General features: G+C 52.5%; 12 protein-coding genes. 1 reads left to right on the forward strand and 11 read right to left on the reverse strand.

Annotation, left to right across the window (positions count from 1 at the left end):
• Positions 1 to 175: 175 nt before the first annotated feature.
• Complete coding sequence (uvrB, locus tag DESRU_RS18215) at positions 176 to 2,200, reverse strand: excinuclease ABC subunit UvrB (RefSeq protein ID WP_013843563.1); 2,025 nt, start codon at positions 2,198 to 2,200, stop codon at positions 176 to 178.
• A 97-nt stretch (positions 2,201 to 2,297) separates the two neighbouring features.
• On the reverse strand, positions 2,298 to 2,861 hold the full coding sequence (locus DESRU_RS18220) for a uracil-DNA glycosylase (protein WP_013843564.1): 564 nt from the start codon (positions 2,859 to 2,861) through the stop codon (positions 2,298 to 2,300).
• Between the two features lie 170 nt (positions 2,862 to 3,031).
• Between DESRU_RS18220 and DESRU_RS18225 the strand changes: the two genes are divergently transcribed.
• Complete coding sequence (locus DESRU_RS18225; RefSeq protein ID WP_013843565.1) at positions 3,032 to 3,295, forward strand: DUF3243 domain-containing protein; 264 nt, start codon at positions 3,032 to 3,034, stop codon at positions 3,293 to 3,295.
• Between the two features lie 37 nt (positions 3,296 to 3,332).
• Here the strand turns inward: DESRU_RS18225 and DESRU_RS18230 are convergent, their stop codons facing one another.
• The 9 genes from DESRU_RS18230 to DESRU_RS18270 all read right to left on the reverse strand — a co-directional run bounded on the left by DESRU_RS18230 (position 3,333) and on the right by DESRU_RS18270 (position 12,327).
• Complete coding sequence (locus DESRU_RS18230; RefSeq protein ID WP_013843566.1) at positions 3,333 to 3,530, reverse strand: CooT family nickel-binding protein; 198 nt, start codon at positions 3,528 to 3,530, stop codon at positions 3,333 to 3,335.
• An 18-nt stretch (positions 3,531 to 3,548) separates the two neighbouring features.
• On the reverse strand, positions 3,549 to 4,784 hold the full coding sequence (locus tag DESRU_RS18235) for a PDZ domain-containing protein (protein WP_013843567.1): 1,236 nt from the start codon (positions 4,782 to 4,784) through the stop codon (positions 3,549 to 3,551).
• Positions 4,785 to 4,807: 23 nt separating this feature from the next.
• A complete protein-coding gene (locus tag DESRU_RS18240; RefSeq protein ID WP_013843568.1) occupies positions 4,808 to 5,953 on the reverse strand; it encodes a S41 family peptidase in 1,146 nt (381 codons plus the stop codon).
• Between the two features lie 237 nt (positions 5,954 to 6,190).
• Positions 6,191 to 7,324, reverse strand: a complete 1,134-nt coding sequence (locus DESRU_RS18245; protein WP_013843569.1) for a murein hydrolase activator EnvC family protein — start codon at positions 7,322 to 7,324, stop codon at positions 6,191 to 6,193.
• Positions 7,325 to 7,345: 21 nt separating this feature from the next.
• Positions 7,346 to 8,233, reverse strand: coding sequence for a permease-like cell division protein FtsX (gene ftsX, locus DESRU_RS18250; RefSeq protein ID WP_013843570.1), 888 nt, complete (start codon positions 8,231 to 8,233; stop codon positions 7,346 to 7,348).
• A complete protein-coding gene (ftsE, locus tag DESRU_RS18255; RefSeq protein ID WP_013843571.1) occupies positions 8,223 to 8,909 on the reverse strand; it encodes a cell division ATP-binding protein FtsE in 687 nt (228 codons plus the stop codon). The genes ftsX and ftsE overlap by 11 nt, the downstream gene beginning before the upstream one ends.
• A 348-nt stretch (positions 8,910 to 9,257) precedes the next feature.
• Positions 9,258 to 10,370 carry an acyltransferase gene (locus tag DESRU_RS18260; protein ID WP_013843572.1) on the reverse strand — a complete coding sequence of 371 codons (1,113 nt, stop codon included), beginning with the start codon at positions 10,368 to 10,370 and terminating at the stop codon, positions 9,258 to 9,260.
• A 69-nt stretch (positions 10,371 to 10,439) separates the two neighbouring features.
• Complete coding sequence (locus tag DESRU_RS18265; protein ID WP_013843573.1) at positions 10,440 to 11,384, reverse strand: transketolase family protein; 945 nt, start codon at positions 11,382 to 11,384, stop codon at positions 10,440 to 10,442.
• A 124-nt stretch (positions 11,385 to 11,508) separates the two neighbouring features.
• Entirely contained in the window at positions 11,509 to 12,327 is an 819-nt protein-coding gene (locus DESRU_RS18270) for a transketolase (protein WP_013843574.1), read from the reverse strand.
• Between the last annotated feature and the right edge of the window lie 7 nt (positions 12,328 to 12,334).

Below are 12,334 nucleotides of genomic sequence, written 5' to 3' on the forward strand. Positions count from 1 at the left end.
TTTCCGAACATTTGTACGATATTTGTAATATTTACTTCGATGCTTTATCATAACAAAGCACCCTTTTACGGGTGCTCATTTTTTTATTTATATCAACCTTAAAACATCCCCGCCCCAAAGGCCCACCCCGATCCGAACAACAGGACCCGCACGCGCTACCCTTAAGTCTAAAAGTCTAACCCACTTCCTCCGGGCTTGGAATGGCCGGGCGAATGTCCTTATCTCCCCGCAGTTGCAGACGCAGTTCAATGAGAGCGTCTCTGAGCTGGGCGGCCCGCTCGAATTCCAGGTGTTTGGCTGATTCCTTCATTTCCTTCTCCAGCCGGGCAATCATCTTTTTCATATCGGTTTTGGTCATTTTGCCGGCCTTGGTCCGGGCCACATAGGGGGCTTTTTCCTCCGCTGCCCGGGTGGCTTCAATCACATCCCGCACCGCTTTACGGACAGTCTCCGGGGTGATGCCGTGCTTCCGGTTGTACTCCGTTTGAATCTTGCGGCGGCGTTCGGTCTCTCCAATGGCCTTTTTCATGGAATCGGTGTGCTTATCGGCATACATGATGACCGTCCCTTCAGCGTTACGGGCGGCCCGGCCGATGGTTTGAATCAGTGAGCGCTCGGAACGCAGGTAGCCCTCCTTATCCGCATCTAAAATGGCCACCAGGCTGACCTCCGGCAGGTCCAGGCCCTCCCGGAGAAGGTTAATGCCCACCAGCACATCAAAGGTGCCCAGGCGCAGATCCCTTAAAATCTCCATCCGCTCCATGGTATTGATATCGGAATGCAGGTAACGAACCCGGACTCCGTGTTCTTTAAAATAATCCGTTAAATCTTCAGCCATCTTCTTGGTCAGAGTGGTAACCAGCACCCGTTCGTCCCGGTCCACCCGTTTTCTTATTTCTCCCAGCAGGTCGTCAATCTGTCCCCGGGTGGGCCGCACGGAAATCTCCGGGTCCACCAGCCCGGTGGGCCGGATAATTTGTTCCACCACCTGGGAACTGTGCTTCAGTTCATAACTGCCGGGCGTGGCGGAAACATAAATAACCTGATTGACCTTGTCCGAGAACTCAGGGAACTTCAAGGGACGGTTGTCCAGCGCCGAAGGCAGCCGGAAACCGTGCTCCACCAAAGTGGTTTTCCGGGAACGGTCTCCTTCATACATGCCTCCCACCTGGGGTACCGCTACGTGTGATTCGTCAATAATCAACAACCAGTCCTCCGGAAAGAAATCCAACAGGGTAAAGGGCGCTTCGCCAATCGCCCGTCCCGTCAGATGCCGGGAGTAGTTTTCAATGCCGGAGCAAAAGCCCACCTCCTGCATCATCTCCAGGTCGTAGCGGGTGCGCTGCTCCAGACGCTGGGCCTCCAGCAGCTTGTCGGCATCCCGCAGCTTCTTCAACTGCTGTTCCAGTTCGGCTTCGATGGAAGCAATGGCCAGCTTTAAATTTTCCTCTTTGGTGACAAAGTGACTGGCCGGAAATACGGCAATGTGCTGCCGCTGTCCCAGGATTTCCCCGGTAACCACGTCGATTTCCAGCAGGCGCTCCACCTCGTCGCCAAACATTTCCACCCGCAAGGCCCGTTCGCTGGCGTTAGCGGGAAAGATTTCAATGACATCGCCGCGGACCCGGAATTTGTTCCGGGTAAAATTCAAATCATTGCGTTCATACTGAATGTCCACCAGCTTGCGCAAAATGGCATCCCGGTCGTAGGTTCCTCCCACCCGCAGGGATAACACTAGATCCCGGTAACTTTCCGGGTTACCTAAACCGTAAATACAGGAAACACTGGCCACAATGACGACATCCCTGCGCTCCAGCAGGGCGGTGGTAGCCGAGTGACGCAGCTTGTCAATCTCCTCGTTCAGAGAGGAATCCTTTTCAATGTAAGTATCGGTATGGGGAATATAAGCCTCGGGCTGGTAGTAGTCAAAATAGCTAACGAAATACTCAACGGAATTTTCCGGGAAGAATTCTTTAAATTCGCTGCACAACTGTGCCGCCAAAGTCTTGTTGGGTGCCAGGATCAGGGTGGGCCGCCGGACCTGCTGAATGATATTGGCCATGGTAAAGGTTTTGCCCGTACCCGTTGCCCCCAGTAAGGTCTGGTGCCTCATTCCCTGCTGCAGTCCCCCCACCAACTGCTCAATGGCCTTGGGTTGATCGCCTCCGGGGCGGAATTCGGATTTCAGTTTAAATTCCAAACCATCACCTGCTTTCTGCTTCATTTTATATTATATCATTTCGGTCAAGATCAAAAACAAAGCCGGGGGTAAACTTTACCCCCGGCTTAAGCGTTTGCTATCTTTTTCCCTCGAGCTTTAAATATTCCTCCTGAATCTTCTGGAAATCCTCCCAAACCGGGCGGCGTTTGCTTGGGTCCCGCAGCACCGCTGCCGGGTGAAAAGTAGGCAAAATTTTAATTCCGCTTTTGCTCTCCAGCCACTGACCCCTCATTTTAGTTATCCGGGCCTGGGGCCCGATTAAATTTTGCAGGGCGGTGCTGCCTAGCAGGATGATGATTTGGGGCTGAATCATTTCAATTTGCTTATATAAATAAGGCAGGCAGGCCGCCGCCTCCATCCGGGTGGGAACCCGGTTGTCCGGAGGCCGGCATTTTACTACGTTGCCAATATAAACATCCTCCCGGGTCAGTTGAATGGCCGCCAAAATGCGGTCCAAAAGCTGGCCGGCTTTGCCCACAAAAGGAAGTCCTTGCTCATCCTCATCCCTGCCCGGCCCCTCCCCGATGATCATGATCCGGCTCCGGGGATTGCCGCTGCCGAAAACAATCCGGTTCCGGCCTTCGGACAAACCGCACCGGGTACAACCCTGCAACTCTGAAGCCAACTGTTCTAAGGTCATTTTCTTCCCTCCGGACTTACTTTCTCACTCATCATAGAATAAAAGGGACTTGCCTGGCAATACCAGTCTTTTATTTCCAACAATGTATATTTTATCTCCTGCTTGCCAAACTATAGGTGAAATCGGTGGCTGGGCTACTAATTTATGTTGAAACAAGGAGGAAATGCAGAATGCTGGATTTAAGCAAAGCCAACGCCAGTTGGGACAATTGGAAAAAATATCTCGGGCAGGCCATGGAATTTGCCGAGGAACTGGGTATCTCTAAGGATAAAATTGAAAACTATGCGCTAACCGCAGGGGCAATTCTGGCGGACAATGTTCAACCCACCAACCCCGAGCAAAAAGTGCTGAAAGAATTATGGGATGTGGCGGATAAAGACGAGCAGCAGATTATTGCCCGCCTGATGGCTAAACTGGCCAGTCGGTCCCGCTAACCAGATGAAAGGTAAAGACCACGTCCAGACGTGGTCTTTACCTTTCATCGATCTTTTCCAGGTAAATTTTATGCTCCACCAGGGACAATTCTTTGATCCTGGCCCGAACCATTTTCCGGTGCCCAAAAATATCCTCCAGCAGCAGCCCGTCCTCCTGAGGGAGGACCTTATCCACGCTTTCCAAAATCAATTCTTCCTTATCCCCTGCAATAAAATAAGCATTGGCCTCACACACAACCGCCATCCCCTTTCGTTAACGGCCTTTTCCTAAAAGGTTATTAAACCATCTCTTAACGGGACCGCCGGTGGAAAGCTCCATAAAGCTTTCTTCATTCCCTTCGGGCACCGGCAAGATTCCCATCATCCCCTTCAGGGAATGATCCATCCCTTCCCGGTACACTTTATCCTCTTTGGCCGACCAATAGGTCAGTTGAGGCTGCTGATGGTAAATATTCAAAGCAAATTCCAGGCCCTGGCGGCCATTCACCGCCATGCCGTTTACCTCCAGGATTATATCCCCCGAACGAAGTCCCGCTTGCCAAGCCGGATACCCCGGGATGACATCCAGCAGTTTCACACCCCTCGAGGGGGGCTGGTAAATGGATTTACCCGTTTCCAACCGCTTACCGATAAAAATGACCAGTTCGTGGCCTAAGGGAGAAAACAAGGCCGCCACAAAACCCATGATCAAGGATCGATCGGCCAGTACTGCCAGACCCAGCAGCACCAAGCTGTACAAAGCCAGGATCACCGAGGAAATTCTGCTTTTTTGTTCCGGCGTCCGGGCGGCAGCCAGATCCCCATACCCTAAACCGGCCACCACCGGCATCAGGGCGTAAATCACCTGATCCATATCCCTGCCCAGCTCACCCCGAATCAGGGGCCACCAGTCCGGCATACCAATTCCTCCGGCGGGGGTACTGGAATACCCGGCTACCACCAGGGCGGCCAAAGGAATGGGCCAGAATTTTTGCAAGGCAAAGCCGCCCACCACCCGGCCCTCGGTATTTTTAATAAAGGTGGGTACCGCTCCCATATGTCCGCTGACCAGAATCAAAAGAGCCTCCACCATGTGCAGAACCGCTACCAAACCCAAGACTTGGGGCACACTGACATCGGGCCAGCCAAAAATCAGCGAGCTGAGGGCCAGGATTCCTCCGGCATAGGCAAAACAAAGAAACCGGGCGTCCACCAGCATCAGCAAAATGGCCAGGGGCCAGAGGTAGATCAAACCGGAGCCGGAAAGAGTCAGCCCGATGCCCACCATAAGGTAACTGGCCGCCACACCTCCCAGCAATCCAAAACCGGTGGCCAGGAGGACATCACGCCAGGTTCCCCGGGGTTTAAGGCCAAAAAAACGCTCCTTTACTTTACCCATACGATTATACTGCAGGGCTACAATGGCCACCACCAGCCAGAACAGGGGGTCCGTCACCACCGCTCCCAGAGTGCCCAACAGCATGGGTGTTACTTCCTTAAAGGGAAACATGGACTCACTTCTCATTTCTCAAATCACTTGTCTATTTTCTCCCGGACCAGTTGAACGGCTTTCTCCAACTGCTTATCTTCCTCGGCAGCAGGTTCCTGATCCAACACCAAATCCGGAGCAATGCCCTTTTTATGAATGTCATGCTTTTTTGGGGTAAGATACCGGGCTGTGGTCAATTTCAGCCCTGCCCCGTTGTCAATGGGGAATACCGTTTGTACAATGCCTTTGCCAAAGGTCTGGGTTCCCACCAAGGTGCCCACTCCGGCGTCTTTGATGGCTCCAGCCAAAATTTCCGCGGCGCTGGCGCTTCCTTTGTTCACCAGAACGGACAAGGGTAAATTCAGTTGATCCGGCTCTGCATCAAAGGTCTGATCCCGGCCTACCCGGTAATCAATATGCACGATGGGCCCTTGGTCCAGGAACTGATCCGCCACCTTAATGGCCGAACCCAGTTCGCCTCCCGGATTGTCTCGGAGATCCAATACCAGACCTTTCAGGCCTTCCCTGCGGAGTTCTCCCAGGGTACGAACCAGTTCATCTCCTGTATTTTCGGTAAATTGGCTGATAACTATATACCCAATATGATTTTCTTTCGGCAGCATGTGCCCCTCCACCGTGGGCACGCTGATTTCCTCCCGCGTCAATGTAAAGGGCTTTGTCTCTCCTTCCCGGAGAATCGTCAGTGTAACTTCCGATCCCACCGGTCCCCTCATTAAATTAACCGCCGTTTCGGTATCCATGTCCTTGGTTTTCTGATCGCCAATGGCGGTAATGATGTCCCCGGCCTTTATGCCTTCCCTGGCCGCCGGCGTATTGGCAAAGGGCTTCACCACCGTTAAATAATGATCCTGAACCCCTACCAGGATACCGATTCCCCCAAAGGAGCCACGGATTTGTTCCTGCAGCTTGGCATAGGTTTTGCTGTCCAGATAGACCGAATAAGGATCATCCAGGGAGTTCACCAGACCTTTAATGGCTCCTTCCACCAGTTTATCCGGAGTCACTTCATACAAATACTGGCTCTTTACCAGGGTGACCACTTTAACTAAATTCCCCAAACCCTTGTAATTTGCCACCACCACACTGCCCGCCAGGACAATCACGAGAAAAACCATGGAAACCAGTACAACCGCCAGTCTACCCCAAAATGTCACGGAATTTCTTCTCACGCTAACACCGCCTGCTTTTTTATCTCTTTATAAATAGGTAGGATGAAAAATAGGAAAAGCTTAGAGGAACCCGGTTTGCCACGGCCTTAAACCGGAAGAAGCCAGGTTTTTTTTACTCTCTACACATGTATTATACTACAACAGACCGGAACAAATTACAAAGACTTTCCATATATTGGTGTAAAAAAGCCGGGTGCTTTGGGAACATGAAATCTGTTTCCAAAGCCCGGCTCTTTTTTACAGGTAGTTCCCCGGGTTAACAGGTGTTCCGTCCTTACGGACTTCAAAATGCAGGTGCGGGCCGGTGGACATGCCGGTACTTCCTACCCGGGCAATGGTCCCCCCTTTGGCTACGACCTGCCCTTTACTTACCAACTGGACGGACAGGTGTCCATAAAGGCTGACCACACCGCCATTGTGGTCAATCATCACCACATTCCCATAGCCGGTCATGGTTCCGGAATAAATCACCGTACCGTCGGCCGGCGCAATTACCGTGGTGCCGGTGGGAGCCGGGATATCAATCCCGGAGTGGAAGCGCATCTGCTTTAAAATCGGGTGCATGCGATTGCCGAAGGGGGAAGAAATCCCGGTGTAGCCGGGTACCGGCCAGGAGAATACGCCACCGGAATAGGTCCCGCCCTTTTGGGCGTTTTCCAGGGCAATCTGCCTTAAAATGGCTTGTTCCTGGGCTTCCAGCTTATCCACTTCCGCCTCGGTTTGTTTCAGGCCTTTTTTAGCGTCGGTCAGCAGAGCTTCCTTTTCATTCTGGACCTGAGCCAGTTTCTGCCGTGCCGCTTCTTGCTCCTTCTTCATGCCGGCAATCTGTTGGGCTTTGGTTTCCAAAGTCTTTTTATATTCTTCAATTTGGGTTTTTTCCTGGTTAATCCTGTCTACGATGGCTGAATCGCTTTCCACCATCCGTTTGATAAATTCCAGACGGTTGGTAAAGTCTGAAAAGCTGCTGGCACTGAGTACGACCTCCAGGTAGCTAACCGGGCCGCTCTCGTACATGCCCTTAACCCGTTTCTTCAACAGGTTGTTGCTCTCCTCCAGCCGTTTCTCCGCCTCGGCCAAATCCTTGCGGGTGCTTTCCAGCCGGGCCGTGGCGCTGTTTAAAGCGCTTTCCAAATCTTTTATCTGCTGCGTCTTTTGATTAATGGACTGGTTGACGGCAGCCAACTGCTGGCTGTAATCCCGAACCACACCTTTGGCCTGATTCTCCTGGGATTTTTTCTGGTTTAGCTGATTACGGACATTGTTTAACTGCTGATCCAGGTTGGCAGCAGCAGCCACCGGGGAAAGGAGGCCGGCCAGCAAAGTCAGCCCCACACCCAGGGACACTGCTTTCTTGGTCCAACTTTTCTGCACAGAGATCCCTCCAAGCATTTTTTACACTTTAAGAAATTTTCTTAAGGAAAACCAACTGCCCAGAGCACCGATGGTTAAACCTAGCCCTAGCATACTGCCCAGGACCCCCAGCACAAGCCGGGGTTCGGTAACCAATTGCATAAAAGGCAGGGACAGATTCATTTTATTCACCAGGGACAGATACCCCAGATCAATGGCTAGTATGGCCAGCAGGCTGCCCACCAGTCCCAGCACGATTCCCTCCAGCATGAAGGGAAACCGCACAAACCAGTTGGTGGCGCCAAGGGTTTTCATAATGCCGATTTCCCGCCGGCGTGCAAACACAGACATGCGGATGGTGGTGGCAATTAAAAACCCGGCCGCCAGGGTTAAGAAAACCAGCGTGGCCACGCTGGCCAGGCGGACCCAGCGGGTGACCGAAAGAAGTTTTTCCACCACGCCCTGCCCATAACGAACCTGCTCCACGCCCTCCATGACCTCAATTTTTTTAGCCGCTGCAGGCACATCCTCCGCCTTCTGGGTCTTGATCCGGAAAGCATCGGGCAAAGGGTTGTTCTTTTCTAAGGATTCCAGAATATCCGCCCGGTCCCCGAAGCTTTCCTTCATGGATTCCAGGGCTTGATCTTTAGGAATAAACTCCACATTTTCCACCGCGGGCAGTTCCTTGATCTTTTTCTCCAGACCGTCCCGGTCCACCTTGCCCACCTTTTCTTCTAAAAAGGCGGTTATTTCCACACCGCTCTCCACCGAGCTGACCAGTCTTTCCGCATTGACCACCAGCAGCAGGGAAGCTCCCAGGATGATTAAAGAAACCATCACGATTCCCACGGAGGACACGGAAAGCCAGCTATTTCTCATAATGGAGGTAAAGGCTTCCCGGAAAAAATATTTCAGTGTATTAAAGTTCATTGCGGTACACCCCGCTCTCTTCATCCCGGACAATGGAGCCGGAGGACAGTTCAATCACCCGCTTTTTCAGGGTATTTACAATCTCCGAAGCGTGGGTGGACATTAAAATGGTTGTGCCCCGCCGGTTGATGTCCTGAAACAGGGTCATAATTTCCCAGGATGTGTTGGGGTCCAGGTTGCCTGTGGGCTCGTCCGCTATAATGAGCAAGGGTTTGTTAACAATGGCCCGGGCAATACACACCCGCTGCTGTTCTCCGCCGGACATCTGGCCGGGCAGCAGGTCTTCTTTACCCTTTAGCCCCACCTGTTCCAGCGCCTCGGGCACCAACCGCCGGATTTCCTTGCGGGAAGCTCCGGTAATTTCCAGGGCAAAGGCGACATTCTCGGCGGCTGTTTTTTGCTGCAGCAGACGGAAGTCCTGGAAAACCATCCCGATTTTCCGTCTCATATAAGGCACTTCCCGGCCTCTCATGCGGACAATATTCTTGCCGCTAAACATTACCTGCCCCCGGGTAGGCAGTTCCTCCCGGAAAATGAGCTTAATCAAGGTAGATTTCCCAGCCCCGCTGGGCCCCACCAGAAACACAAATTCACCTTTTTTTATATGCAGAGTTATATCGGAAACTGCTTTTACACCGTTTTCATAGACCTTGGAAACATTATAAAATTGAATCATGCCAACACCTTCTGCACGTCTTTTTTTCTTACGATCTGTATTCTTTTCAAAGGCCACAGCCAGGACCAAAAGTGTTTTAAACTGGGTTCATGGCCTGACTTTACCGGGGTTCTTTAATCCCATGACTTATTCGCACTTCGACGAATGCAGTTTAAATTCCTTTAAAATTCGTCAAAAAAACAGGGCCCTGGACCATCTTTTTACAAAAAAGACAAAAAATAAGCGCCCTAATGGACGCTGGCTAATAAGTATTTCTTTGGGCCCGGCTGTTGGTTTTCAGTTTTCGGTTTTCGGTTTTTTACCAAAAGCCGATATAGCGGGGCCCTAAAGAAAAGCAGGATAAGCAACTCACCGTCCCACCAGGGGCCTGGTCCAGGGATAACGGCTTAAGACAAAAGTAATCAGGGTGCTGCCGGTCAGACAGAGGATTAGGTTCAGGGCAATTACCCACCAGGAATACCCCAAGGCCCAGCGGCTTTCCAGCAGTTCCAGAAAAGTTAACACCAGAGGGTGCGCCAGGTAAATGCCGTAGGAATGGTCGGAAAAAAAAGTGGTGATTCTGGCCAGGGGGCTGTGGCCTGACACAAACCTGCGGGCCAGAGCTAAAATGGCAAAAAGGGTGACTACGGTAAAAAGAAGGCCCAAAGGTCTGAGGGAAGTGGCGGCATAGGCAGCATCCACAGCGGGGTCCGCTGTCCGGGCGTAAAATTCCCATACCATGGTCAACAGCAGGAGGCCCGCCCCCAGGGTCAGGGGCCAAATCCACCGGTCCAGGAATTCCTTAACCCGAGCCAGCCGGAAGGCACAGAAAGCCCCCAGTATAAAGAAACCGGACCAGGTAACAAAAAGTTTTCCCTGGTGCCGGAACAAAAATTGCAGCACCGTAGAATCCCAGGGTTTAATGTTGTAAAAGGACAGGCAGATGTAAGCGAAATACAGGGCAAAGAGCAGCAGCGTCAGCCGGCCCATGACTCTGCGGGCTCTCTGAAAGAGAGGCAGCAGCAGGGGAAATAAAAGGTAAAATTGGAACACCAATACTACAAAGTACAGATGGTAATAGCTGTCTCCCCGGAGCAAGGCCATGCCGAATTGACTCAAAATTTCCGGCAGGGACTGGTCTTTAGGGCCAAAGTACTGCTTTATGAAGAAATAGCCTGCACTCCAAAAAATATAGGGAAGCAAAACAAAAACAACTCTTTTTTTAAAATATTTCTGCCACTGGGTAGACTTGAAGTCGGTGTAATTGTAAAAAAGGGCCAGCCCCGTTACAAAAATGAAGGCGGGAATGGAAAATCTGGCAAACTGGTTAGCCAGAGTCATCCCGTAGTGATACAGGGTTCCCCGCTCCCCCAAGACCAGGGGCGCGGCGGTAACGTGGATTATGATGACCGATAGGGCTGCCAGGGCCCGCAACAAATCCAGTTCTTGAATTTTCTCTTTTCTCTTGGTGGCGCCGGACAAATCACTTCCCCCTACAGAAGATGCCCGGCAGCAGGGCCAGGCACCGGATACTTATATTTTAAAAAATCTTTAACGTTTTTTCTTCTCCATAACCTTTTGAACCGCCTTTATAATTTCCCCGGAGGTAAGGCCAAAATGTTTCAGCAGTTCATCGGGTTTGCCGGATTCACCAAAGGTATCCCGGACACCCACCCGCTGCAGGGGCACCGGCTGGTGCTCCGCCAGGGTTTCGGCCACAGCCCCGCCCAGGCCGCCGATGATATTGTGTTCCTCGGCAGTCACCACAGCACCGCATCTCCTGGCTGCTTCCACCACAGCCACAATATCCAGGGGCTTAATGGTGTGAATGTCCAGCACCGTGGCTTCAATGCCCTCGGCGGCCAGCTTTTCAACGGCTTCCAGGGCCATGGAGACCATGATGCCGGTAGCCATAATGGCCACATCACGGCCTTCCCGCAGAGTTACCGCTTCGCCGGGGATAAATTTGAAATCTTCACCGTGCAGAACCGGGACGCCGGAACGTCCTAAGCGTATGTAAACCGGTCCCTTAATTTCCGCCGCCGCCCGGATGGCCGCCCGGGTCTCTACGGCGTCGGCCGGGACAAAAACAGTCATGCCCGGCAGGGCGCGCATAATGGCGATATCTTCAATGGACTGGTGAGATCCTCCGTCTTCCCCCACGGTAATCCCGGCGTGGGTAGCGGCAATTTTTACATTTAGTTTGGGATAGGCAATGCTGTTGCGGATTTGTTCAAAGGCACGGCCGGTGGCAAACATGGCAAAGGTGCTGGCAAAGGGAATCTTGCCCACGGCGGCCAGACCGGCGGCAGTGGCCATCATGTTGCCTTCGGCGATACCCATGTTAAAGAAGCGGTCCGGATAATTCTTCATAAAGTCATGGGTCTTGGTGGATTTGGACAGATCCGCATCCAGCACGACCACGTTTTTATTTTCCGCACCCAGGCGAACCAACTCTTCACCATAGGCATCCCGGGTGGCAATTTTTTTGGTCATGGAAATTCCTCCTCATCTCACAGGCGTTTAGCCTTTTGCGCTTTCCTTTTGGTCTCGTTGTTCGCCTGAAGGGTATTCCTTAAGGGTCCCGTGGTTCGGGGTTTAAGCATTCCTTTGGGGCGTTTTACACCAGTTCTTTAAGGGCTTCTTCGGCTTGTTCCGGTTTGGGAGCATTGCCGTGCCAGCCGGCCTGGTTTTCCATAAAGCAGACGCCTTTGCCCTTAGTAGTTCTGGCCACCACCATGGTGGGTTGGCCTTTGGTCGCTTTCGCCTCTTCCACCGCAGCCAGGATTTGAGGAATGTTATGACCGTCAATTTCAATGACATGCCAGCCAAAGGCGCGCCATTTGTCCGCCAGGGGGGCCACACCCATGACGGTTTCCACCGGTCCGTCGATTTGCAGATTGTTATAGTCCAGAAAGGCCGTCAGGTTGTCCAGCTTATAATGGGCGGCGGCCATGGCTGCTTCCCAGATTTGGCCTTCCTGCACTTCTCCGTCTCCCAGCAGGGCATAAACCCGCGGGTTCCCGCCATCCAGCCTCAAACCCATGGCCATGCCGTTGGCCGCTGAGAGGCCTTGTCCCAGTGACCCGGTGGACATTTCCACCCCCGGCAGCCTTTTCATATCCGGGTGTCCCTGCAGGCGGCTGCCCAGCTTACGCAGGGTTAATAATTCCTCAACAGGCAAAAACCCTTTCTCCGCCAGGGCGGCATACAATACCGGAGCGGCATGCCCCTTGGACAGGACAAAGCGGTCCCGTTCCGGCCAATCCGGCTTCTCCGGGTCCAGCTTCATAACCTCGAAGAACAACACACTCATAATGTCGGCAGCGGACAGAGAGCCGCCCGGATGACCGGAACCGGCCTCACAGAGCATCTTGATAATATGGCGCCGGATGGCCTTGGCCCGCTGCTGCAGGTTGGTAATTTTTTGCTCCATCATCTTTCCC

This window comes from Desulforamulus ruminis DSM 2154, assembly GCF_000215085.1.
In the GTDB taxonomy this organism is placed as follows: domain Bacteria; phylum Bacillota; class Desulfotomaculia; order Desulfotomaculales; family Desulfotomaculaceae; genus Desulfotomaculum; species Desulfotomaculum ruminis.

Excerpts from the sequence above, each read along its gene's own strand:
- DESRU_RS18270 (WP_013843574.1), bottom strand. The coding sequence starts at position 12,327 with ATGATGGAGCAAAAAATTACCAACCTGCAGCAGCGGGCCAAGGCCATC.
- DESRU_RS18225 (WP_013843565.1), top strand. The coding sequence starts at position 3,032 with ATGCTGGATTTAAGCAAAGCCAACGCCAGTTGGGACAATTGGAAAAAA.
- DESRU_RS18220 (WP_013843564.1), bottom strand. The coding sequence starts at position 2,861 with ATGACCTTAGAACAGTTGGCTTCAGAGTTGCAGGGTTGTACCCGGTGC.
- DESRU_RS18265 (WP_013843573.1), bottom strand. The coding sequence starts at position 11,384 with ATGACCAAAAAAATTGCCACCCGGGATGCCTATGGTGAAGAGTTGGTT.
- ftsE (WP_013843571.1), bottom strand. The coding sequence starts at position 8,909 with ATGATTCAATTTTATAATGTTTCCAAGGTCTATGAAAACGGTGTAAAA.
- DESRU_RS18235 (WP_013843567.1), bottom strand. The coding sequence starts at position 4,784 with ATGTTTCCCTTTAAGGAAGTAACACCCATGCTGTTGGGCACTCTGGGA.
- ftsX (WP_013843570.1), bottom strand. The coding sequence starts at position 8,233 with ATGAACTTTAATACACTGAAATATTTTTTCCGGGAAGCCTTTACCTCC.